Source organism: Acaryochloris sp. IP29b_bin.137 (assembly GCF_028285745.1).
GTDB lineage: Bacteria > Cyanobacteriota > Cyanobacteriia > Thermosynechococcales > Thermosynechococcaceae > Acaryochloris.
Genome location: NZ_JANQOP010000242.1, coordinates 1 through 23870, shown reverse-complemented (window position 1 = coordinate 23870; position 23870 = coordinate 1). Strand labels below are relative to the sequence as shown.

Sequence of the window (23870 nt, the reverse complement as noted above, 5' to 3'; positions counted from 1 at the left end):
GCTCAAGGCAGGTTGGGATGATGACTACCTGGTCAAGATCCTCAGCGTTGCTGCCAAGGGAATATCTTCTTCATGAAGAACTATGTGCGATTGCCCTGGGAAGAAATACTACTTGTAGCGAGCCGTCGACAAAGATGGCCATGTCATTGATATCTTGATGCAGAGTCGTCGCAATGCGCTGCCGATAAATCCTTCCGCAAATTACTCAAGCCTCAAGATAGTCCCCTAAGGGTGCTCATTACTGACAAGCTCAAAAACTATGGTGCAGCTAAGAAAAAATTTTGAAGGGCGTAGAGCATAGACAGCATAAAGAATTGAATAATCGAGCGGAGAACTCACATCGACCGACAAGGGTGAGGGAAAGGCGAATGGGACGCTTCAAATCTCCCAGTCAAGCTCATTTCTGTCTGTTTTTGAACCGATAAGAGGACATTTCCACCCCTTTCAACATCAACCAGCCGCTCAATTTAGAGATACACTGAGTCAACGTTTTAGCAGCTGGCATGAATTGACGGGTTTGAGCGTTGCTGCGTAAACCTCCATCTTGAGCCTATCGTTGAAAAATAGTTCCTAGTTCTTGAGATTGGCCGTTAAGTTGACAATGCCATAGGCTTTGCTGAGGTGCCAGCTTAGTTAAGTTGACAATGCCGGTCAACTGGATAAAAGCCAGAAATAAGTTGGGTAAAAAACGGTTTAAACAGGCTCTCGATCTCCGGCTACTTCATCTAAAAAGCGACTTTTTATGTCAGGGGTCGGGAGACGGCAATTATTACGTTTACCGAACCACTGATATCGATGCCTCGCGATCCAACGATAGATCCAATCCCGAGCAAAAGCTGGAAAAACGCTTAAATAAGATAGAAAAGGCCAAAATCCATTTAAATGTCGGAATATTTTTAGCACTGCGGTAGAGTGAGTATAATATCGGCCTCGATTGATTAGGATAATTGTTTCGGGTTGGGCTGAGATTTCCCAATGCTGAAGAATTTCCTGAGCTACTGCTGATTGTTGTGATACGAAGTAAAAGTATTGTTTAGAATCCCGATCAATTACAAAATTCACAAAATCATTACAAAGGTTACAGATACCGTCGAAAATGATGATCGGCTTTGAAACATAGTCTTCCATTGCCATATTTATGATCCGTTATGTTGAAAGTTCGAGCTACTCAAAGGCTTTTTGCGGTGGTGTAGCAAACTGAGTACACCCAGAATAATCACCCCAGCCCAAAGGACTATAGATAGCCAAAGTTGTGAGATGCCATAGGGGAGGATTAAAAGAGAGTTCACTCCATTACCACTAAGACGTAAAACAATGTGCAATGTACTAATTATTACAGTAAAAAAATAAGTAAACCTGATAGTTTTTCTGAAGTGTCGATGCTTCTTAAGCTTTGTTTGTTCCAAAAGCGGATACAAGAAGTAAGCACAGTATATTGGAACATGGGTAATAAATACAATATTTAAAAGAGATGTATTTGCTAAATGAAATACACTAGCAAGCACGAGCCAGCTTCTCCAAAAAAGAGGGCCAGCAATTAAACATAGAAAAGGCGATAGCTCAAATATAACAGCAGAATAATCGAGTACCTCTAAGAGTAATGGGGGAAAGTGGAAAACTGAGCTAGCTAATAGCTCTTGCCTGCCCAAACTAAAATACCCATTATAGAACCAGTCCAAAAAACCATTAGTACTCAAGTCAAAATCTACCCAGGATAGTAGCTTTTCAAATCCCGCTGTAAACATTCCAAATGACAGTAAGATGCCTAACAGTGCACTAGAGAGCGGATGAAATGAGCTAGGTTTATCAGGAAGAAGAGCATTCTGTGTCCCCCAGTCTGAAAATGAGAAGCAAAGAAGAGTCGCCATCAGCATCACCCCGCCATGGTCTATCTTGCCAAAACTATATCTAAAGGAATTGCCGAATATATAGACTAGCAAAAAGGCAAGGCTTGAAAATCTTGAACGAACGCCTAGACTGATGAACAGTGCAAACAAAATAATAAGTATATCTAGTATAATGAGCAACTCAGCAGGTGGGAAGCCAGAGAATAATCTGGATATGCTAAGAAACGCTGGGTTAAAAAAACTTTGAGGAACGTCATTTATCCAACTAAAGTTGGAAGCAGAAAAAAGAAGAATGTATGTCCCAAGCAACATGCGAAAAATTGATGAATGCCATGCAGGCATAACTGTTGATCTCTGAATTCTTTTAAGCGTTTCCTCAACAAGTTCTGCCATGAATAGAATATGTCTTTTCATAGCTTAAAGATTTTTTCGTCAATAACATTCATTTCAGAGACCACTCTGGTTGCCAAATCCACAGACATACGTGTGTGCCTTACTATCAGAGAGCTATCCATGCACCCATGCTGTTGAAGACGATCTCTAAGCCAAGCTTTAGCATGGTCTATATTTGCTAGGTCTAAAGCAGATGAGTTTTTGTAAGTAAAGCTAGGGAAAATGCCTTTCCTGAACTTTACTGTATGCTCTAATTTGGGATTGAGTCCAAATTCGTTCTTGACAATTGCTTGAAAATATTGACGAGGAATCGGGGATAGGAAGCTAAGAGTGTCTTGTCGCTCCCACTCCTTCGTCAATAAATCAAAACAGTAGATATTCGAAGCAATAAAATCAAATGTATCCTGAGATCCTTTAACCTTGCCAGGTCCAGCAGGAAAAATAATTGCAGGATAAGGCTCCAATTGAGGAGAGAGCAGTTTAAGACTGTAGGGTACAGTCAAGCCTATTATTAACAATAAGGTAAGTAATATACTCTTCTTATTCAACATCCTTAATCTGACTTCTTTATTCATATGTAAAGCTCTCTGAATAGGGGTATGGCAACGATTCCTCAAATTAAGGGCCATAGAGCTGAAATACATTGACAGTATATGTTCTGGCTTGCAGCTCCATCAAATCTTGAATATTGCGAGGACAAAAGAATATAAAAAAGAGGTTTGATTAGAGGAAAATTATCCTTTTTGAGGGTTTAAGAAATTTGGGCCATATCGCCCTTAAAGATGCCTTTGTAAAGGTTCAGATAGTCTGGAACTCTCTTGTGAAGGTTTTTTAGCTAGTTAACCATGCATTTTGAATAATATGGTTTTAAATCACCTTGGCTCCCAACTAGGAAAAATGTGAGCAATCTTGACTTCACTACGTTCGAATAAAAACTACATCGAACTCTGGAAAGTTTATCTAGACGCTGCCTAAGACCCTAGGGCCTTTCATTTAAGCAATCGTTGTCATATCTCTAGTAGCTTAAACAGGACTATATCCAAGTTCTCACTAATATTAGGGGCGAATTATCACAAAAAAAGTATCTTTTCAGACCAATCGATACGTTTTTTGTTTACTCACAATCTTGACACCAGGGTATTTTTTGAGAACGGGTGTCTTGCTTGGCATTGTCAACTCATACCAAATCTGACTCATTAACCCTCGAAATATCACATCTGTCAAGCTGGCCACCATTGGTAGCCCTGGAGATTGGCTGTTAAGTTGACAATGCCGTTAGCTGTTGTCCGTTGAGGGCTTGGCAATATTAGGAGACTGTATTTGTTCGAGATAGGGGGTTATGGGCACCACAGTGGTCATTTTGTTGAGAATGGCCTCAATTTCACTCAGGTATTCCCATTGAAACCGTTCTTGAGTGGATATGACTCGCCGTAAAGCATCCACTACAATCTTCTCGCAGGCTTCGGCAGACAACCCCATTTCACTTTGATGCCCGACGATGAAATGATGCAAGAAATAGGCGTATCCTCCTGTCATTAAGCCCTGGAGCAGCGTATTTTCTTGTCTCAAAGCTTCGAGTTCTTGTTCAAGGTTTTCCATTGTGATTTCTGGGGTGAGGGAAACAGTTCTACTCAAATTCTTTCATGAAAGCTGTTCTGGCGGACAGGATAAGTCCAGGAGGACACTTTAATGCTAGATGGCAGACCGGATTTGTATCGCTTATGTTGGTTGTGATTACGATAGATAAGGCAGAACGGAGGATGCAACAAAAAATGTTCAAGCGTTGGTTGGCGATCGCACTATTGTCACTAATCACCTGGCTGGGTCCCGTAAGCATGGCAGCTCAGGCCCAGGACCTCGCCAAGGCAACTTTTGCGGGCGGCTGTTTCTGGTGTATGGAAAAGCCCTTTGATGTCCTTGAAGGTGTCGTTTCCACCACATCAGGGTATACCGGCGGTAAAAAATTGAATCCCACCTATAAAGAAGTTTCATCTGGAAAAACCGGACATGCGGAATCTGTGCAGGTGGAATATGACCCCAGCAAAGTCACCTATGAAACCCTACTAGAAACCTTCTGGCACAATGTTGATCCGTTGGATGCCGGGGGACAATTTTGCGATCGCGGTGATCAATACCGCACCAATGTCTTCTACCATTCAGATGAACAAAAAGCTCTCGCCGAAAAATCTAAAGCTGAACTCGATCAATCTGGAAAGTTTGCCACGCCTATCGTTACGGAAATCGTAGCTGCTGAAACCTTCTATCCTGCGGAAGACTATCATCAGAACTATTATCAAACGAATTCCAATTGGTATCGATTCTATCGATATAGCTGTGGCCGCGATCAGCGTTTAGCCAAGCTTTGGGGTAGAGTAAGAGCCATACACGGTTGATCAAGCGATACCTAGACATCGGCAGTTCGAGAAAGTCTGCCGCAACTCTAGACGCTGCGAAAGAACTGTTCAGTTTGGGCATTGGTCGGGTAGAACGTTTCAATGCGCAGTTCATCTGTCGTGATATCCTGCGGGGTGCCAAAGGTGGAAATGATGGAGAACAGGCTCAGCTCTAAACCGTTGACATTCAACTCCAACGGTAAGATAGGTAACAAACTAGCACTGCTGGGTTCACTATCCTCTCCAGGAGTAGCGAGTTCAATGTACTGGGCAAATTGCTCCTGGATGCTCAGATCACCCGATGCCAGGGATTCGCCCCTGAGACGGCGAATGATAGACGGCAAGACCTGTTCCCAATTGGCGATATATGGCCTGAGCCCTCGTGGATGCACGGTTAGCAATGCCAGGTTGAGTTCGCCAGCAGCACCCATTTGTTCTTGGAGGATGTGCGGGTCGCCACCAATGCTGAGCAATTGATCTGCCGCCTGATTCGTCTTTTTCACATTCCAGCAGCGATCGACGACAAGGGCTGGCAAAGGGTCGTGATGTTGCAACACCCGATTCAGAGCGTCTAATACAGGAGCCATCATGGGCTCATCTAATTCCGTTTCACTATAGGCAGCTGCATAACCTGCCGCTTGCAGTAAAACATTCCTTTCTCGTAAGGGGATATCCATGGCATCTGAGAGGCGCTCGACCATGCTTCGGCTAGGATGACTGCGTCCGGTCTCCAACCAACTGACATGACGTTGGGAAACATTGGCAGCCAGTGCTAAATCTAGTTGCGACAGCTTCCTAAATTTCCGCCATTGTCGACAGATGTGCTTAAAGTTTTGAGTGCTAGCCATAGTATCTTGCTTCTCTGCCATTTATTCTCAGGTCAATTGCATCTAGATTCAATGACCTGTGAGGTCATTGCGGCTATTCAAGGGACCAGTGAAGATGAAGGCAAATCACACCTAAGGAGTTTGTTATGGTGAACAAACAGATGGCGCTTACCATCCTGATTCCCTTTACCGTCTTATCGGGGTATGCCATGGCCCAAGTGGGCTATCTGGGTATTTGGAATTACAATCGCTACAGTCCGGCGGGTTGGCAAGTCTTAACTGATCTGATGATCGCTCTGGTGCTGGTGTTGAGCTGGCTGATTCCAGAGGCCAGAAAAAATAATCGGAACCCTTGGCCTTGGGTGTTGGCAACGGTTCTAACGGGCTCGTTTGGTCCTCTGTTGTATTTGATTACGGCCAAGCAGACACCCAGTCAAGAGTAATGGTGAGTATCTGTAAATCGAGGTGCTGCATCCGACAGCTATTCACAACCCTAAATCAGTAATGGCCGCAGATTTTCTCTGGACCATTCGATGGTTTCTGTTGCTGTGAGCATTCTGAGGATGACTTGTGTTGGGTTACATTCCATCAAGATGCAATGAATCGTACTTTTTTCAGCCTGTAATTCACAGCTAAAACCTTGGGAGAAACCGGACAACACCGCTCTGAACTCAAGGTTTTTTGTCACCTGAAAAATATCATCAATGGCTATCTGGCTGGATGGGAGTGGCTTAATCTTGCCAAAGAGATACCACATATCCGATTCTTCATGCTCGAACTGTGCTAGTGGTAAACTTTTGGAGGTCAGGATAAAGGTCTCAACCATAGTGGCAATGAAGGTGAAGGTTGATTCAAGGGTTATTGGGAGAGCTGTTCTAGGTTGTCATAGAGATCTGCGATCGCACAGGTGAAACCAATACTATCGAACTCAACCTGTTCATTCGTCCGGTAAATTTGCGGTACCCACAGATTGTCAGATTTTCGCTGGAAGCGTTCCACCAAAACCTGCTGTTGATGAATCAGCACATACTCTTCCAGTTCTGGGATCGATTTATAGCCAGAAAATTGATCTCCTCGATCAAAAGCCTCCGTTGAATCTGACAACACCTCAACAATCAGCTTGGGATGCAAAATAAAGTCTTCAGAAGAAATGCGGTCCCGTTTGTCGCAGGTCACCGATAAATCTGCATAGTAAAACAGATTGAGCGTGGGGAGTCGGACCTTCATATCCATTGCATAAGCAATGCAGCCAGAATTGCGCAGGTGATTCACCAGCAAGGCAGAAAGATTTCCTGTAATGATCGCATGGGCTTTACTGGCACTCGCCACTGCCACAATTTGCCCTTGCACATATTCATGCTTGAACGGGCTAACCCGTTCAATATCCAAATATTCTTCGGGGGTGAGGTAGCTTTGGGTGAGCGTCATTGTTCGGGTTGGAGCGTTAAATACAGGTTGATCCGATTGACTCGTGCCACTGGCTATGGGGGGATAACGAGGGTGACCACTAATCTGTGAGCCGATCAAGCGTGGATGGGTAAGCTCTAGATTTAGAGGTGCGATCGCACCCCAATTCAGCATCTCAATTCTTATGGTTGACCCCGTACAACGTTCCGGCAATGAATGCGGTACGCTACGAGATAACGGTGTTCTATACCAATCCCGCAGAAATAAGTAGTATGACCCACTCCACCTACGATACCTCAGCCCCTGTTCTCGTGACTGGTGCCACGGGTTATGTCGCCGGATGGCTCGTTAAACGTTTACTCGAAGAGGGCTTTACCGTTCATGCCGCCGTTCGCGATCCTGCCAATACCGAGAAGCTTAAATATCTCAATACCTTGGCAGAGCAGTCTCCAGGACAGATTCAATATTTCAAAGCAGACTTACTGACGGACGGTGCTTATGCTGCGGCCATGCAGGGATGTACAGTTGTGTTTCACACCGCTTCTCCCTTCACCATGGCCGTTGATGATCCACAAAAAAATCTGATTGAACCCGCTCAACTGGGGACCCGCAATGTTTTAGAACAAGCGAATCAAACTGAGTCTGTGCAGCGGGTTGTGGTGACCAGCAGTTGTGCAGCCATTTATGGAGATAGTGCTGACTTAGAGTTGGTTCCAGGCAATCTCTTTACTGAGTCGGACTGGAATACCACTTCTTCTCTCACCCATCAGCCCTACTCTTATTCCAAAACTTTAGCCGAGCAGGAAGCCTGGAAAATTGCTAAGGCTCAGCATCGCTGGGATTTGGTTACTGTCAATCCGTCGCTGGTCTTGGGACCGGGCATTAACCCTTTTGCCACATCGGAGTCCTTCTCACTGATCAAACAGTTGGGTGATGGCACCATGAAAATGGGCGTGCCAGACTATCAGGTCGGTGTTGTGGATGTTCGAGATGTGGCGGAGGCCCATATGGCTGCAGGATTTCTACCATCTGCCCAAGGTCGCTTTATCACGTCTGGATACAACACCAACTTTCCTGACCTCGCTAGCATTCTGCGTGCCCATTTTGGTGATGTCTACCCATTGCCGAAGAGTACTTTGCCAAAAGCACTGATTTGGTTAATTGGGCCGCTGTTGGATAGCAGCATGACCCGCAAAATTATTGCTAGAAATGTTGGCGTGCCGTTTGGGGTCGACAACAGCAAGAGTATTCGTGAGCTAGGACTCACCTATCGCCCTCTTGCCACTTCTCTGACGGAGATGTTCCAGCAGTTGATTGATCATGGTATTGTGACGGCCTGATCTTCAGTGATGATGTTTGTGAGCCTTTGATCACAAGCCATACAGCGCAATCTCTCTGCAAAAGGACCGCTATTTCGCAGAGGGAGACCTTGTCGGAAGCGGCAGGAGTCTGGAGACCTGCCCCATATAGTCTTTGTACTCCTGCCCTAAGGTCGCCATTAAATCCCGCTCTTCATAGTAAAGACCGATGAAGATATAAACGCTCATCGTCGTGGATAACATCAGATGCGTTAAAGTCATTGTCGGTGCAAACCAGATGCCGATTAACACACCGAGTTGTATCGGATGGCGCACCAGTTTATAGAGAAAACGATCGGTAAAAGTGGGGGTTGGCTCTGGCTGATTCACAAAATTGAAATAGACCTGCTGCAAGCCAAACAATTCAAAGTGGTTGATTACAAACGAGGCCATGACCAGCAAAGTCCAACCTAGTAACTGGACCACTGTGATAGCCGTTCGGAGAATTGGATAATCGATATGCCAGAGAGTGCCTGGGAGCGCTTGCCAGTACAAACTGATCAGGCACAAAATAACCCCTGAGAGTAAAACATAGGTGCTGCGTTCTGCGGCCTTGGGAATCACTTGAGTCCATATCGCCTTAAAACCCGGACGGGCCATCACAGAATGTTGCAGACCGAATAACAGCACTAACCCGACATTAATTAGTAATGCAATGCCTAGTGGACCAGGCGTACCCGAGTCAATATGGATGGGAAGGAAGTCCCAACCCCCGATAAAAAGGATAAAGAAGATTAGCCCACCCAAACCCACAATGTAGGAACAGATGCCATATACAAGAATTAAGAAGCGACTCATATTCTGATCCATCTACTGGCCTAATTATTTATTTTGCCAGAGATATAACCATTCTCAATCTATGTATTGCAAGGTAGTAAGCATCAGTAAGGCGATATCATCATCGAAAGACACACCACAGCGCTCTCGCTGATTCCAAACCGGCTCAATTGGGAAGCATAGGATGAAAGGTGCCTTACGAAGGAATTCAAGCAAGGAATCGCTCATGATTATAGTGGTTTGCATCACAGGCTTTGGACGTTGCATTTGTCCCCGCTAGCCATCCTCCAGCCGAGATGGGTTTGCTCAAACTTTAAAACAACTCATGGTAGAGGCTTCCTCAGGAAATGCAGTGCCGCAGTAGAGACAATGGGGCTTTTTGCTTTGCTGAACTCGTCCACATTTGGAACAGTTTTGAGCTGCATTCTTTTGTTCTATGCTCTGTAATGTTTCTAGCAGATCCTGATCTGAAAGTCCTGAGGTGGTCTGTAATAACTGCCACATGGCTTGACAGACTAAAGACAGTTTTTGGACAGATTGACGCAGCTCTTCAATCGATTCTTGGCTTTCTTGAACATTGCGAGCGGTACGCTTATTCTCTGCCTGAGCCTTAGAAATGCGTTGATTTTGGCGGATGTCATAAAGGTTCATTTTGCTTCCTTTGCAGGCGGTGATGGGGTGACGTCGTGGCAGAGATGCAGACCACGCAGATCGCTACTGCTAAGATTCCCCAATTTCCGTCCTCTTCTATCAAGTTAGGCTTCTATGCCTTTTGGCAAAAGGATTTGAAAGGCCGGACAGAAAAACCACTGTGGAACAATTTTTAGCATTCCTAATCTTTCTTCCTATTCAATAGGTGTATTTCGAGTTAATAGGTATGTTTCGAGTAGAGTTGTACCGTCTCTGAAAATGTGAACAAAAGAGAATTGCTGAGAGTCTGGCTAGATTATAGACTGAACGAGTTGGCAGCGATCGCTGGTCGAAAGAGGGAAGGTTCCGCAATCCAAGCGGTTAAATCGGCTAAGGCGCGATCGCGATACGCTCCATAACGCTCGCGCTTATTCCGAATCCGCTGAGGCAGATCAGGGATGATACCAAAGTTCGGTGGCATGGGCTGAAAATGCTTCGGTGCTGCCGAACTAATAAATTCGAATAGAGAACCACTCATGGTTGTAGTCGGTAGGACCACAGGCTCCAGACCTTGAGCCAATCGCACCGCATTGGTTCCCGCTAGCCAGCCCCCCGCCGTCGCTGCCGTATAGCCTTCCGTGCCGATCAACTGTCCTGCTGCCAGTAAGGTGGGGCGTTGCTTAAATTGCAAGGTAGGATGGAGCAACTCCGGCGCGTTGATAAACGTATTGCGATGCATCACCCCCATGCGTACAAACTCTGCTGACTCCAGCCCCGGAATCATTTGGAACACCCGCTTTTGTTCCCCCCAGCGTAGATTAGTCTGGAAACCGACTAAATTCCACAGCTTGCCCGCCTTATCTTCCTGGCGGAGTTGAGCCACGGCATAGGGACGATATTTCTGGTTTTCCGGTGCTTTAAAGTCGCCGTAGCGGGCATCGAATAAGCCTACAGGCTTCAAGGGACCATAGCGCATGGTGTCTTCGCCCCGGCGGGCCATTTCTTCAATCGGTAAGCAACCCTCGAAGAATTTAGCGGTTTCTTTTTCAAAGTCTTTTAGTCCAGCCTGTTCTGCTGCACAAAGGGCTTGCCAAAAGGCTAAATATTGCTCCCGATTCATAGGGCAGTTGAGATAGGCCGCTTCGCCTCGGTCATAGCGAGAGGCCAGAAATGCCACCTCTCGATTAATGGATTCACCCACGATGATGGGACTTGCAGCATCAAAGAAGCTGAGGTAATCTTGGCCCGTAAATTGGTGTAGGCTCTCCGTTAACGCCGCGCTGGTTAACGGTCCTGAGGTCAACACCACAATGCCGTCTGGGGGTAAGGCGGGGACTTCACCCCGACGTAATTCGACACAAGGATGTTCTGCTAAGGTTTCGGTGAGATCGCGACTAAAAACCCCTCGGTCAACGGCTAATGCGCCTCCAGCTGGAACTTGATGTTCATCGGCCTTGCGAATAATCAGGGAACCGAGCTGACGCAGTTCCGCATGGAGCAATCCGGCGGCGCGATCGCTCGCTTGTGCACCAAAGGAATTACTGCAGACCAATTCAGCTAGCTGATCCGTATGGTGGGCAGGTGTCAGCCGTTCTTCATCCACCGAGCGCATCTCATGCAAGATCACGGGCCATCTCGCTTGGGCAATTTGCCAAGCCGCTTCCGTCCCTGCAAGCCCGCCCCCAATCACTTGGATGGGTTGTCTGTGTTCCATGGTGTTTGTCTGCAAGCGTCTCCTTTACCAGGATAGTCGCAGTCTCTATCCTTAGGGGGCAATCGAGAATTGGCGGGTATCCTCTCCTGGCAGCAGGGTAACGCGACAAGATCGTCTCGCATTGGCAAATTGCGGATCTTGCCAGGAAAAGTCAAAGTGGCTGACCGTGGTAATTTGCGGGGCAACCCGACGAATGGCCGCCATTTGAGCTTCTAGGGAGGGGCGACTGCGAAAGGCTCGCCCCCATTGGCCGGCAATCACGGGTTTTACTTGGGCACCCGTAGCCCGCTTTAGAACCGCCTGTACTTGCTGAACAATACAGCTGGTGTCACCACAGGTACCATAGGACATAGAATGCCATTCAATATTTTTGGGGAAGCGGTGCCAGGGCTGCATTCTGGAGTCATAGCCTTTTCCGATTCGGCGATTGGCATCCGGGAAGAACGCTGCTCCGGCGGGAATGCCTTGGCGCATGGATGTGGTGGCAAAGATCGAGAGGTAGTCCACAATCCCTTGATAAGCATGAGCGACACTGAGCAGCCATAAGTCCCAGTTGAGACGCCTAGCGCGAACATCAATCGGCGGTAACTTGCTTGTAGGGATGTTGCGGCCTTGCCAGAGGGCAGCTTTCTCCTGGGGGTATTGAGCATCAATACTTTTTAATTCTCCAGCCGAAATCCGTCCCTGCTGAAGATAGCGCTGGATGACCGTCCGACCTTTTTGATTGGTGGCTCGGTTAATCAGGGCTTGCTGAGCCGCATTGCCAAAAATCCATAGATCGTTGAGCTTACTGCTCACCGAGGCTGCCCCCTTTTGCCTGGGGTAGCGAATATAGTCGAAAAGGACGCCATCCGGGCGGCGCTGTAATACTGCTTGCAGCATCCGGGCATAATCTTGGCGGGCCTGAGAACTATAGGGGTCCACAAAGGCATTATCAAAATCGCCGTCTAGGGTGATATTGGCATCTGTATGATCGTTGAGGGTCAAACTCGTTTTACCGTAACCATTGCGGGCCATGGCCGATTGCCGATCGGGACGCTGAGCATATTGATGGCCATAATTAAGACTGAATAGCCAGGCATAGACCTTCAGACCCCTTGCCCGCCCTTTCTTAATCGCTTCTGCCAGCAGATCTCGATTGGCATACTTGGGATTGCGAATCTCTGAGGCCCAAGTAGTTGGGTTATTGGCGGAGGGCAGGAGAACCCGACCGTTATAAAACACCTCGACATAGACTTGGTTGTAGCCCCGGCTGACAATTCGATCCAGCAGTGTATCGAGGACACCGGGCTCCAAGTCACATTCATGCAACCGCAGCCAGATCGCCTGGTTGCGAGGCCAATTGCGGGATCGGCATTGCTGCAGTTCCCGGGCATCTTCAGCCACTTGCTGATCATAGGCTCGCTGAGCAGCGTCATCTCCAGCAATTGCGGCCCTAAGGAGTTTGAGTTTGGCTTTGGCTTCTCCAGGTGGAGCATGGCAGAAACCCGGGACTTGCGCCTGCACTGGTGCAACGCTGATGCTAGCGGGCAACGCCAACAAACAGAGGGCAAGCGGCGGCAGCCAAGAGAATGTTTTTGTCATAGGGGCAGCAAAGGAGTGAAGAATGTAATACCGTCTAACGTTCACCGGATCACAACGCCAACAGCTCTGCAATCCATCAGATTGATCGCTGCTAGCAAAGGCATCCATCCCCACTTATAAAATGTGAGGGGATCGATTGTGCGCGGGCTTAAGGATGAATCAAGCTTAGATAGCCAAGATCGACGAATACCTGGCTAGAATCATCCTGCTGCACATACCGTGACGCCATTCTCTCTGACGCGAAGTTATTCTTGACAGTTCCAAAGATGGTGCCACCTGGCTTTGGGAGGCAATAGCCGCAACCACGTTAGGGAATGGCAATTGAATTCAATAATTGTTCCACAATGCCTTGGGCAGAATGTCCTGCAGCAGGAATCAGGCGATGACGGAGGACATGGGGCGCTAAAAATTTCACATCATCCGGTAGCACGTAATCTCTGCCGTTTAACAAAGCTAAGGCTTGACTAGTGCGTTGCAGGGTGATTGTACCCCTAGGGCTGATGCCCAGGGTAATATCATCATGTTCCCGCGTGGCTCTCACTAACGCCAAGATATAACGTTGGACTGAAGATTCTACATGAATAGCGATACAGTCTTGCTGAAGCTGCTTGACCTCCGCCAAGGTAATGCAGGGCTGTAAGGTCTGAAACGATTTGCCCGACTGCAGACGCTCCAGCATTTGTAGCTCCTCCATCTCCGAGGGATACCCTAGACTTAATGCCAAAGCAAATCGATCGAGTTGGGCTTCGGGCAAGGGAAATGTGCCTTGATATTCAACGGGATTTTGAGTCGCAATCACAAAAAAGGGTTCGAGGACGGGATGAGACACGCCATCAATGGTGACTTGGGCTTCTTCCATCACTTCTAAGAGGGCAGACTGGGTCCGGGGGGTGGCTCGGTTAATTTCATCCGTGAGCAAGACATTGGCAAAAATGGGACCGGCTAAAAATTCAAACTTGCCTTCTTGGGGATTCCAAATATTGGTCCCCGTTAAATCACTGGGAAGTAAATCGGGGGTGCATTGAATGCGGTGAAATTGACCATCAATCGAGCGAGCTAAGGATTTGGCTAGGAGGGTTTTACCGACTCCAGGCACATCTTCGAGTAGGGCATGGCCTCCCGACAGCAAGGCCACCAGCACTAACTGAATAGCCTCATGCTTACCCACAATGGTCGTCCCGAGGTTCTCTTGTAGACGCTGCAATTGAGGCCGGACACTAGTCAGAGTATTCACCATAGCTACCTAAGGGGATGGGTTATACAACCGCTGCGAGGGATGCCCGAGCCATCTCACAATCGGCCCGAATCTGGGCCTTGAGATCCGCTAAAGAAGCAAATTTTTGTTCCGATCGCAGAAATTGCTGCAAATGCACAGTCAAAGTATGCCCATACAGATCCCCAGACCAATCGAGCAGGTGAACTTCTAAGCTGGGTTGCTGGCCATCTACCGTGGGTCGGCAGCCCCAGTTCATCACCCCAGGTTGGGGTTGAGACCAACATTCGCTAGTGACGCTGACGCTATAGACACCCGTACGAGGACAAAATTTATCCGTGGGCACCTGCAAATTCGCCGTAGGAAAGCCTAAGGTGCGTCCCAATTGCTGCCCCGTAACCACGGTGCCTGTGAGATCGTAAGCCCGTCCCAACATTTGCTGGGCTTTATCCAAATTTCCCTGGAGGAGCGCCTCGCGGATGGCAGAGCTGCTAATGGGCTCGGGACCGTTCGTTTGGGGGGCGGTGATGGAGACGGGGATTTGATACTGCCCTGCGATCGCCACCAAGTCTTCTGCTGTTCCCGCCCGTTGACAGCCAAAACAGAAATTAAACCCGACGCTGATAAATCGGGCGTCGAGCTTGGCGACTAAAATATCTTGCACAAATGCTTGGGGGCTGAGGGTGGCTAGGGCTTGGTTGAAGGGTATCAGAACCAGTTGATCCACACCGAGTTGATCTAGTAACCGTGCTTTTTCAGATGGCGGGGTTAGTAGGAGCTGATGCTCACCCGAGAAAAAGGCTTGAGGGTGGGGGTCAAAAGCAACGACGGTGACTTGGGCTGAGTCAGGACGAGCCGACATCAGGGATTGAATGACGCGGCAATGGCCTTGATGAATGCCATCAAAGTTGCCAAGGGCAATCACCGTTGGCGTTCGGACTGTCTCTAATGATGAAGTAACCCACACAATTCAGATTCTGACACAGTTTGGGACCGTCACCTTAATCATGCACCGAAGAAATAGCACGACCCAGTTCGGCATACTGTAAAGAAGATTTACCATTGGGCATTAGGGTGACGCTCAAGCCTTCTTGAGCAATAACTGCATTCGTAAATCGGTGGCCCGCTTGACGCCCCATATCATCCAAAAACACATCATTGTGGAGGGGGTCGTGATGGAAAAGGATGAGCTGATCGACCTTTGCGGCCTTAGCAATTTTAATCGCTTCTTGCCAGGTGGAATGTCCCCAGCCTACCTTGCTATTCCCCGCTTCATAATATTCATCATCGGTATAGGTGGAATCGTATATCAATACATGGGCTTGATCCGCCAGAGCCAACACATTCGGGTCTAAATCATCTGGGAAATGCTCAGTATCGGTCACATAGCTCACCGTCAACCCTTGCCACTCCAACCGATAGCCGATAGACCCACCAGGATGATTGAGAATCGCATTGCGAACTGTAATATCTTCAACTTGAACCACTTGTCCCACTTCCAAATCATAAAAATTGAGACTCCCTCCCATTATCTGCAAGGGAACAGGGAAGTTAGGATGCAGCATTTGATCCGTTAGCCGCTTTTCGATGGTCTTGCCATCAGAGCCTCGGGTTCCGTAGATATGAAACTGATTCCCCTGCATAAAAGCGGGAGCAAAAAATGGAAAGCCTTGGATATGATCCCAATGGGTATGGGAGAAGAAGATATGAGCTTCCACTGGAAGCTGCTTTAAGAGCTCTTGGCCTAAGACCCTAAGACCCGTCCCGCCATCAAAGATAAACTTATGATGCCCCGCTTGCACCTCTACGCAGGGGGTATTACCACCGTAACGAACGGTGTGAAGTCCTGGACAAGCAATACTGCCTCTGACGCCCCAAAAGCGAACGGTAAGCTTTTCTTGCATAAATGGCTTGTGGGTGGCTTGGACCGAATTGGCCGTTAGTCCAATCATATCGAAGCAGTGAAACTTCTGCGGGTTTCTGTGAATTTTAGCCCAAATAAGAACAATTCGTGTGATCAAATCACGAATTGTCTCTGTTGGAGGGGGGTAAGCCAGTCTGACAAAGGGTTAAGGCTATTAATAGCGGTGAGATTATATTGTAAGGGGGTAACCGTAATGAGCCTTTGACGCATTCCTTGAACATCCGTGAGGAGACGGGGATCAGCGGCCCCTTCATCTTCCAGATCTTCCATCACCTCGCCAGCGAGCCAATAATACGTTTTTCCTCTTGGATCGATACGTTTTTCAAATATGTCATGGTATCGACGGATACCCTGTCGAGTGAGCGCCACCCCTTGAATCTGGTCAGCGGGCAGAGCGGGCACATTTACATTAAGCAATATTGGCTTAGGCAAGGGATTTTGGAACAGGTGAGCCACCAACTGCCGACCAAAATGAGCTGCCGTCTGAAACTGGCGATCCGTAAAGCTACCGTAGCTAAAGGCGATACTGGTAATCCCCTCAATCACCCCTTCCATCGCCGCAGAGACGGTGCCGGAATACAAGACGTCTGTTCCCAGGTTAGGGCCTTGATTGATGCCAGACAACACAACATCCGGCGGACTGTCCAAGAGAGCTCCCAGGGCCAACTTAATACAGTCGGAAGGGGTACCGGAACAGGCCCAAGCACATACTTGATCGGCGAACATGGATTGGACCTGTTCTGCGCGGATGGGCTGATGAATAGTGAGTCCATGCCCTGTGGCTGAACGCTCCCGATCGGGACAAACAACGGTAACCTCATGGTCAAGGGCTAAGGTATTGGCTAAAGCCCGCACTCCCGGCGCAAAAATACCATCATCATTGCCAACTAAAATTTTCATGGAATTTTAATCCAGAGGAAGACAGCTTGATTGCTTGTGCAGAATTGTATATTAACGATGCTGCTTGCATCTTACAGACATAAGCAGACCAACTGATTGATGATAGAGTAACCTGTCTTCACAGATGGACCTTAGCGTTAGGTATGGCTGCAGAACTCACTCTAATTGTCGATATGGTAGCGGTATTGGGCACTGCTGCGGTAGGTGGCTATCTGACTACCCGCTTAGGACAACCTGCCTTGCTGGGTTATCTACTGGCAGGGTTAGCAGTCGGTCCCTCAGGTTTAGCCGTGGTCCGAGCGGAAGGCGCCATCGACTTTTTTGCGGAGATGGGCGTTGTTTTATTGCTCTTTGCTCTGGGGGTAGAGTTTTCCCTGAGTGAGCTGCTCAAAGTTCGCAAAATTGCCTTAGGCGGCGGCACCCTCCAGGTTCTATTCACCACGCTTTTAGGCGGTGGGTTAGCCTATCTCACCCAGTGGGTCGATACCTTGCCCCAAGCGATTTTTCTGGGAGCGGTGCTCTCCCTATCGTCAACGGCGGTAGTGCTCAAAAGTCTCATTGAGCGCAATGAAATGCGGACCGTCCATGGTCAGGTCATGCTGGGTATTTTGATTGTTCAAGATCTGAGCTTGGGGCTGATGCTGGCGGTGTTGCCCATCTTGACTCAGCCAGTTGCCACTATTGGTCAAGCCTTGCTGATTGCCGTGCTCAAAACGGTCTTGTTTTTCCTGTTAGCTATCGTTGCGGGCGTCAAGGTGGTTCCGATTTTGATGCAGAAGGTGGCCCGCACTGGGTCGCAGGAACTGTTTGTTCTCAGCGTTGTGGCTTTGTGCATGGGGGTGGCCTTAGCAACGGCCTCCATGGGGTTAGGAATTGAAATGGGGGCGTTTGTGGCTGGGCTAATGATCTCTCAGGTGGAATATGCTGACCATGCCCTCCAAAGTATTTTGCCCATGCGGGATGTCTTTGCCACCTTGTTTTTTGCCTCCATCGGCATGCTGATTAACCCGCTGTTTCTCGTCCAAAACTTGGGCACGCTCCTCAGCTTGGTGGCGATTGTGATGGTGGGTAAAGCCTTGATTGTGATGGCATTGGTGGTGATGTTTGGCTATGCCTTCAGAACGGCCCTTAAGGTGGGCCTGGGCATTAATCAAATTGGTGAGTTTTCCTTTGTTCTAGCAGGCGTAGCGGTCGAGCTAGAGCTATTCTCCGATCAGCTCTATGGTTTGATGGTGGGGACAACGGCGATTACGCTACTGATCACCCCGTTTGTGTTTAAGCTGTCAGCTCGTCTCTCCGGTTATCTAGAGCGTGTCCCTGGGATTGGTCGCTGGTTTATCTATGCCCAACGTCCCCGGGAAGTAGCGATTCCAGAGGGCTTAACGGGCCATTGTGTGGTGGCGGGCTATGGTCGGGTGGGTCAAACCTTGGTGCGGATGTTGCGATCGCAACGCCATCCCGTCCTCGTCATTGAGAATAACGAAGCCACTCTCCAAACTCTGCGAGACCAGAAGCTCCCCTATCTATTCGGCGATGCCTCCAGTGAACTCGTCTTGCGTAAATCCAAACTCGATCGAGCCCGCGTCTTAGCCATTGCCTTACCCGACCCGTTAGCCACTCGGTTAACCCTGAAGCGGGCCTTAAGCATGGTCCCTGGCCTAGATGTCACGGTTCGGGCTCATGCGATTCAAGAAATTGATGTCCTCTACCAACTGGGCGCCAAAGAAGTGGTGCAGCCAGAATTTGAAGCATCTTTAGAAATGGGAGCCCATGTGCTGCTCAACTTAGGGGACCCAATTCAGCAGGTACAAACGATTGCCAATACTTACCGCGCGGGTCACTACCGGGAAATTGTGCCGAAACAGCTTGGCGATCGCATCCCTCCTGAACTTGGCAAAGTGGTTGAAGGCCTCGAAGGCCGTTGGTATACTTTGAAGCCCAACTCCCCTTTTATTCATCAAACCATTGCCCAAACGCAGATTCGTAGCCGCACAGGCGCAACGATTATGGCCGTGCGACGGGGTCAGCGCATCTTTCGATATCCTCACGCACAGACGCTGCTAGAAGCGGGGGATCGATTGCTTTTAGTGGGTAGCCCCAATGAACGGCGGTCCTTTGAAGCCCTACTCGCTCAAATTATTCGTTAAGGATAGGTCATCTCCCAAAGCGGCCTATCGATCTTCAAGGAAGGGATCATGGGCTGGTAGAATTTACTCGCCCAATTGTATTGATTGATTTATGTCATTTTTCCTGTCTACCCTACTTCTCGCTCAAGCAAATACAATTGCCGCTGCATCTGAAGTGGTCATCCCCCAGGAAGTAAGGTCATTACCGGGAAAACTAGATAAATTTCCCGTTTTTAATAGCAATAGCCCAGAAATTGTCAAAACTGAAGGAATTCTTCTTTCCACCTTTCCAGGAACTGGAAAGCAGTCTCCTCAGGCTCATTTAAACTATGCCTTATCCGGTCGATTTGATGTATTTGCCCATCATGTGACTCGCATCGACTCTAAAAAAGGAAAGCGTCCCCTTTATCTCGGAGTATTGTTGCATAACCCCACCAGCAAGCCTGCCAAGGTGTTGGTGTTGCAAGCCAATAGCTATCTCAGCCAGTCTCAAGCCCCCTTTGTCGATCTACCTGCTCATAAGGCCGATCCAGGCGGCAATGTCTATTCTGGGCCTGGAAGTCGGACAGCCGGTGATGTTTTACGTCGGCAACGGCAAGACGGGTGGAAAACGACTTTGGTCATTCCGCCGGGGGAAAGTAAGATGCTGGTTAATTTGCAACTGCCACCCAGCAATAGTCGTACCACTTGGCTGCGCCTCTGGACCAACGGCAAACTCTACGCTGCTAGCATGACGCGATATGCTCGATCGCCCTCGAAATGGAAATTTCAGGCTCCGCTTTTGGATGACTGGAAGCAAACGTTGACCAAGGGCAGTTTGGTTTCGCCCAGAGATCAACCGCCAACGCCACCCGACTCTAAGGTCGAGAAGTTTTTCTATGGGAGAGTGGCGGGCGTGTCTCAAGGCTCAGAATGGAAAGCTAAGGTGACCAATAAGCCAGGGGATGACAAGTTGGATATTCCGAAGCCTGGTAAAGCTTTTTCCTATGTCATCAATTCCCTCGATCGGGGCACCCTGGGCACCGGGCAAATTCAAAGTGCCCCGATGCTGGTTCGCTATGAAGATACGGCCTATAAATCCCACGGTAATTATGGGTTGCGATATAAATTGGATCTACCGTTAAACAACGCCACCAAAGAGCCCCAAAAAATTTCTCTATCTTTGCAAACCCCCATTAAAGAAGATGAGTTGACCCAAAAAGGGTTGCGTTTCTTGAAGCGGCCAACTGGACCAGCCTTTTTCCGAGGGACGGTAAAGCTGAGCTATACCGATACCTTTGGCAAGGCGCAAAGGCGCTTCTTTCATTTGGTGCAACGGCGGGGTCAACGCGGCAAAGCGCTACTGACGCTTCCCATCGATCCGAAACAACAGAAGTTGGTCAATGTTGAATTTCTCTATCCGCCAGATTCCACGCCCCCCCAAGTGCTGACTATTAGAACGCTCACCAAAGAGTAGGAGGCTTGCTGATGCGCGCTGGGCTGTCCCAGATCCCACGCTTCTCCTCTTGTCCTGGATCGACGTTGGGCTCCCTTATGTTAGTCGGAACCTTACTGGTTGGTTGTGGTGCTCCTAGTACGCCAGTTGGGCCATTGGGGCAACCCTTCACCTTTTCTGAGTACGAACAGGAGCCCGATCAATCTAGTGTGCAGGAGCCTGAAGAAACGCAACATCAGGCAACTTTTGGTTTAGGGGAGTCCCAAGCAGAGCTGCGTTTAGTGTGGAAGAGTATAAAACCCAAAAATCATGTTTATCTCACCTCTGCGGCGGTTGAGGTGGTAAAAGCTGATCCAACTCTCAGCATTACCATGAGTAATGCCAGCAATCCGATCAATATAGGTACGGCTGAAGCGGCGATCGAACAACGCTCGCTTCTAGTCAGCTGGCATCGTCAAGGCTGGCTCCAGACTCAAAGTGGGACGGTTAAGGTTAACTTTTCTGCCAATGGGAAATGGACGGTTGAGTAAGTTATAGACAGTCTTTCTGGGCGTCCTGAACAGCTTGCCGAAAGGCTCGAATGGCTGATCGTTGCCCATCCTGTTTAGCCTTGAGGATAAATTGAGGAATTTCAGTGATGGGTAATCCAGGAAAGGCAATACTTTCACTTTGTGTTTTGTAAGCCAGCTCCTGAGTATCCAATCCGTAAATCATCAGCGTATTATTCCGCAACCGCCAAATCTCTGATACCTTTAACGCCACATAGATGGGGAATTTATCCAAGGATTGGCTCGTATTATCAACCTCCACGACTAAATCAGGCGGGGATGAACGGCAAAATCTAAGGTGTCAATGCCGCGAACCTCTGCCTCATTTTGAATATAGAAACAACAATCGGGTTCTAACCCTTTTTGCTGTTGGGTATTTTTGAGGGTGAGTGAACCGAGCTTACGTAGCTCTATGCCTAATGAATCCACCAAAACCGCCACAAAGTCATCCAATAGCCGTGTAGGCTCTTCATGACTGGCGAGGGGAACCCTAATTTCTAACCGTTCGTTGTTATAGGCAAATCTTTGATGACGCTCTGCCCCCGTTTCTATTAATAAGCGCTCATAGGTATCCCAACTAATCCCCGTTAATATCGTCAGGGTTTCGGTTGTAATGGTTGATATGTCTACAGTGGGGAGGGTCGTTGTCATAGACACCTCTTTAACAAAGCTATTTTGCTGGGTTCCCCACTATGATATCTCGTGCCTCAGGCTGGCTTAAAACAGCAATCGACATGTTCTTTCAAAGAGCATGTCGATTGCTGTTTATTGAGACTGCTGTGGTTATGCCTTTGCTTCCTGGCGCTCTTTGGCTTCCTTAATCACCTCTTCTGCCACATTGGTCGGACAAGCAGCATAGTGAGAGAACTCCATAGAGAACTGGCCCCGACCGGAGGTCATGGTTCGCAGGTCACCAATGTAGCCAAACATTTCACTCAAGGGCACATCAGCTTTAATTCTGGCCCCCATAGGATTGGCATCTTGGGATTTAATCATGCCGCGGCGACGGTTCAGGTCACCAATGACATCACCCACGTGATCATCAGGAGTAAAGGCATCGACCTTCATGATCGGCTCCAACAATTGAGGACCCGCCTTAGGAACCGACTGACGATAGGCCGCCTTCGCCGCAATTTCAAAGGCAATCGCCGAAGAGTCGACAGGGTGGTAGGCCCCATCGGTGAGAGTGACTTTCATGTCAACGCAGGGGAAGCCTGCCAGCACACCTTTCTCAAGGCTATTGCCAAAGCCCTTCTCCACCGCAGGCCAGAATTCACGGGGAACGTTACCACCTGTGACCTTAGATTCGAATTCGAATCCTGTTCCAGGGTCGCCGGGTTCGAGAACATACTCGATCTTGCCGTACTGACCGGAACCACCGGACTGTTTCTTGTGGGTGTAGCTATCTTCGAGACGCTTGGTAATCGACTCTCGATAAGCCACTTGAGGTTTACCCACTTCGACTTCAATACCGTGGGTGCGCTTGAGGATATCGACTTTAATGTCGAGGTGCAATTCACCCATCCCTTTAATAATGGTTTCACCACTATCTTGGTCGGTTTCGACGCGGAAAGAGGGATCTTCCTGGACCATTTTGCTGAGGGCCATGCCCAGCTTCTCGTCGGTGCCTTTTTTCTTGGGTGCGATCGCAACAGAGATCACCGGATCGGGGAAGACCATCGGTTCCAAAGTGGCAGGCTCTTTCGGATCACAGAGGGTATGTCCCGTCTGCACATTCTTTAGACCGACGATGGCCACGATATCTCCGGCTTGGGCAGAGGTGATTTCTTCCCGAGAGTCGGCATGCATTTCCACCAAGCGACCAATTCGCTCGGTTTTACCCGTAGCGGTATTGAGAACCGTATCACCTTTGGAAATCTTACCGGAGTAGATTCGGGTAAAGGTGAGGGCACCAAAGCGGTCATCCATAATCTTGAAGGCCAACGCCCGCATCGGATTATTGGGGTCAACCACAGCAAAGTTGCCGGTCTCGTTACCTTCTAAATCGATTTCAGGTTGAGGATTGACTTCCTTCGGGTTCGGTAGATAGTCAACCACCGCATCCAGAACAAGCTGAACCCCTTTGTTCTTAAAGGAGGAACCACAGTAGGTGGGGAAGAAAGCCAAGTCGCGAGTTCCCTTACGGATACAGCGCTTCAGGTTCTCAATACTGATCTCTTCGCCTTCGAGGTACCGCTCCATCAAGTCATCGTCTTGCTCAACAGCCATCTCGATTAGCTGTTCGCGGTAGGTCGCTAGGTCGTCCTTCAGATCGTCGGGAACGTCCTTGATTTCATAGTTCATGGGATCACCGGAGTCGTCCCAAACCCAAGCTTTCTCTGTCAGGACATCCACCACACCGACGAAGTCATTTTCAGTACCGATGGGCAGGGTCATGACCAAAGGCTTGGCCGCTAGAATATTTTCCACCTGGTCAACGACGCGATAGAAGTCAGCACCCATCCGGTCCAGCTTGTTGACATAGATAATCCGAGCAACTTTAGAGTCGTTGGCATAGCGCCAGTTGGTTTCGGATTGGGGTTCAACCCCACCCGATCCACAGAAAACGCCAACGCCGCCGTCCAAAACCTTAAGGGAGCGATACACTTCAATCGTGAAGTCCACGTGTCCAGGGGTGTCAATAATATTGAGCTGATGGTCTTTCCACTCACAGGAGGTGGCAGCAGACTGAATGGTGATGCCCCGCTCTTGCTCCTGCTCCATAAAGTCAGTGGTGGCCTCACCTTCGTGCACTTCACCAATCTTGTGGATTTTACCGGTTAACTTCAAAATT

At 48.6% G+C, this 23870-nt stretch carries 24 protein-coding genes and 1 pseudogene; 7 read left to right on the top strand and 18 right to left on the bottom strand.

Annotated features, from left to right (window positions below; genetic code table 11):
- Positions 1–97: 97 nt before the first annotated feature.
- Positions 98–535: pseudogene (locus Q0991_RS17255) on the top strand (DDE-type integrase/transposase/recombinase); the annotation flags it as partial.
- Between the two features lie 158 nt (positions 536–693).
- Here Q0991_RS17255 and Q0991_RS25225 read toward each other — a convergent pair.
- The 4 genes from Q0991_RS25225 to Q0991_RS17240 form a co-directional block, all read right to left on the bottom strand.
- Positions 694–1128 (bottom strand): DCC1-like thiol-disulfide oxidoreductase family protein, encoded by a 435-nt coding sequence (locus tag Q0991_RS25225; protein WP_366524991.1) that lies wholly within the window; start codon positions 1126–1128, stop codon positions 694–696.
- Between the two features lie 8 nt (positions 1129–1136).
- Positions 1137–2240 (bottom strand): hypothetical protein, encoded by a 1104-nt coding sequence (locus Q0991_RS17250; RefSeq protein ID WP_299490581.1) that lies wholly within the window; start codon positions 2238–2240, stop codon positions 1137–1139.
- Between the two features lie 17 nt (positions 2241–2257).
- A complete protein-coding gene (locus tag Q0991_RS17245; protein ID WP_299490579.1) occupies positions 2258–2815 on the bottom strand; it encodes a hypothetical protein in 558 nt (185 codons plus the stop codon).
- A 700-nt stretch (positions 2816–3515) separates the two neighbouring features.
- The gene (locus Q0991_RS17240; protein WP_299490577.1) at positions 3516–3839 is read right to left on the bottom strand and encodes a hypothetical protein; all 324 of its coding nucleotides are present in this window, start codon (positions 3837–3839) and stop codon (positions 3516–3518) included.
- A 173-nt stretch (positions 3840–4012) separates the two neighbouring features.
- Between Q0991_RS17240 and msrA the strand changes: the two genes are divergently transcribed.
- Positions 4013–4633 (top strand): peptide-methionine (S)-S-oxide reductase MsrA, encoded by a 621-nt coding sequence (gene msrA, locus Q0991_RS17235; RefSeq protein WP_366524990.1) that lies wholly within the window; start codon positions 4013–4015, stop codon positions 4631–4633.
- A gap of 47 nt (positions 4634–4680) precedes the next feature.
- Here msrA and Q0991_RS17230 read toward each other — a convergent pair whose 3' ends face one another.
- On the bottom strand, positions 4681–5481 hold the full coding sequence (locus Q0991_RS17230) for a helix-turn-helix transcriptional regulator (RefSeq protein WP_299490572.1): 801 nt from the start codon (positions 5479–5481) through the stop codon (positions 4681–4683).
- Positions 5482–5606: 125 nt separating this feature from the next.
- Here Q0991_RS17230 and Q0991_RS17225 point away from each other — a divergent pair, with 125 nt between their 5' ends.
- Positions 5607–5903 (top strand): DUF2834 domain-containing protein, encoded by a 297-nt coding sequence (locus tag Q0991_RS17225; RefSeq protein WP_299490569.1) that lies wholly within the window; start codon positions 5607–5609, stop codon positions 5901–5903.
- Positions 5904–5953: 50 nt separating this feature from the next.
- Here Q0991_RS17225 and Q0991_RS17220 read toward each other — a convergent pair whose 3' ends face one another.
- Both Q0991_RS17220 and Q0991_RS17215 read right to left on the bottom strand, forming a co-directional pair.
- Positions 5954–6286: a hypothetical protein gene (locus tag Q0991_RS17220; RefSeq protein WP_299490566.1), complete on the bottom strand. Its 333-nt coding sequence runs from the start codon at positions 6284–6286 to the stop codon at positions 5954–5956.
- A 32-nt stretch (positions 6287–6318) separates the two neighbouring features.
- Complete coding sequence (locus tag Q0991_RS17215; RefSeq protein WP_366524989.1) at positions 6319–6888, bottom strand: Uma2 family endonuclease; 570 nt, start codon at positions 6886–6888, stop codon at positions 6319–6321.
- A gap of 251 nt (positions 6889–7139) precedes the next feature.
- Between Q0991_RS17215 and Q0991_RS17210 the strand changes: the two genes are divergently transcribed.
- Complete coding sequence (locus tag Q0991_RS17210; protein WP_299490562.1) at positions 7140–8207, top strand: NAD-dependent epimerase/dehydratase family protein; 1068 nt, start codon at positions 7140–7142, stop codon at positions 8205–8207.
- A gap of 69 nt (positions 8208–8276) precedes the next feature.
- On the opposite strand, the gene Q0991_RS17205 is transcribed toward Q0991_RS17210, so the two are convergent.
- From Q0991_RS17205 to surE, 8 genes are all read right to left on the bottom strand, one after another.
- On the bottom strand, positions 8277–9023 hold the full coding sequence (locus tag Q0991_RS17205) for an NnrU family protein (protein WP_299490560.1): 747 nt from the start codon (positions 9021–9023) through the stop codon (positions 8277–8279).
- A 285-nt stretch (positions 9024–9308) separates the two neighbouring features.
- Positions 9309–9653, bottom strand: coding sequence for a hypothetical protein (locus Q0991_RS17200; RefSeq protein ID WP_299490558.1), 345 nt, complete (start codon positions 9651–9653; stop codon positions 9309–9311).
- A gap of 295 nt (positions 9654–9948) precedes the next feature.
- Positions 9949–11346, bottom strand: a complete 1398-nt coding sequence (gene trmFO / locus Q0991_RS17195; RefSeq protein WP_299490556.1) for an FADH(2)-oxidizing methylenetetrahydrofolate--tRNA-(uracil(54)-C(5))-methyltransferase TrmFO — start codon at positions 11344–11346, stop codon at positions 9949–9951.
- A 51-nt stretch (positions 11347–11397) separates the two neighbouring features.
- Positions 11398–12930, bottom strand: coding sequence for a family 10 glycosylhydrolase (locus Q0991_RS17190; RefSeq protein ID WP_299490554.1), 1533 nt, complete (start codon positions 12928–12930; stop codon positions 11398–11400).
- 307 nt (positions 12931–13237) lie between these two features.
- The gene (locus tag Q0991_RS17185) at positions 13238–14167 is read right to left on the bottom strand and encodes a MoxR family ATPase (protein ID WP_299490552.1); all 930 of its coding nucleotides are present in this window, start codon (positions 14165–14167) and stop codon (positions 13238–13240) included.
- Between the two features lie 19 nt (positions 14168–14186).
- Positions 14187–15110 (bottom strand): bifunctional riboflavin kinase/FAD synthetase, encoded by a 924-nt coding sequence (locus tag Q0991_RS17180; RefSeq protein WP_299490550.1) that lies wholly within the window; start codon positions 15108–15110, stop codon positions 14187–14189.
- A 34-nt stretch (positions 15111–15144) separates the two neighbouring features.
- Positions 15145–16095: an MBL fold metallo-hydrolase gene (locus Q0991_RS17175; RefSeq protein WP_366524988.1), complete on the bottom strand. Its 951-nt coding sequence runs from the start codon at positions 16093–16095 to the stop codon at positions 15145–15147.
- Positions 16096–16160: 65 nt separating this feature from the next.
- Positions 16161–16967, bottom strand: a complete 807-nt coding sequence (gene surE / locus Q0991_RS17170) for a 5'/3'-nucleotidase SurE (protein ID WP_299490548.1) — start codon at positions 16965–16967, stop codon at positions 16161–16163.
- A gap of 143 nt (positions 16968–17110) precedes the next feature.
- Here surE and Q0991_RS17165 point away from each other — a divergent pair, with 143 nt between their 5' ends.
- The 3 genes from Q0991_RS17165 (at position 17111) to Q0991_RS17155 (ending at position 21058) form a co-directional block, all read left to right on the top strand.
- Positions 17111–19114, top strand: coding sequence for a cation:proton antiporter (locus tag Q0991_RS17165; protein ID WP_299490545.1), 2004 nt, complete (start codon positions 17111–17113; stop codon positions 19112–19114).
- Positions 19115–19205: 91 nt separating this feature from the next.
- Positions 19206–20549, top strand: coding sequence for a DUF3370 domain-containing protein (locus tag Q0991_RS17160; RefSeq protein WP_299490543.1), 1344 nt, complete (start codon positions 19206–19208; stop codon positions 20547–20549).
- A gap of 11 nt (positions 20550–20560) precedes the next feature.
- Complete coding sequence (locus Q0991_RS17155; RefSeq protein ID WP_299490541.1) at positions 20561–21058, top strand: hypothetical protein; 498 nt, start codon at positions 20561–20563, stop codon at positions 21056–21058.
- Position 21059: 1 nt separating this feature from the next.
- On the opposite strand, the gene Q0991_RS17150 is transcribed toward Q0991_RS17155, so the two are convergent.
- The 3 genes from Q0991_RS17150 to fusA all read right to left on the bottom strand — a co-directional run.
- The gene (locus Q0991_RS17150) at positions 21060–21338 is read right to left on the bottom strand and encodes a hypothetical protein (protein WP_299490539.1); all 279 of its coding nucleotides are present in this window, start codon (positions 21336–21338) and stop codon (positions 21060–21062) included.
- A 2-nt stretch (positions 21339–21340) separates the two neighbouring features.
- A complete protein-coding gene (locus Q0991_RS17145) occupies positions 21341–21727 on the bottom strand; it encodes a Uma2 family endonuclease (protein WP_299490537.1) in 387 nt (128 codons plus the stop codon).
- Between the two features lie 132 nt (positions 21728–21859).
- On the bottom strand, positions 21860–23870 hold a 2011-nt coding region (gene fusA, locus Q0991_RS17140), incomplete at its 5' end, for an elongation factor G (protein WP_299490534.1).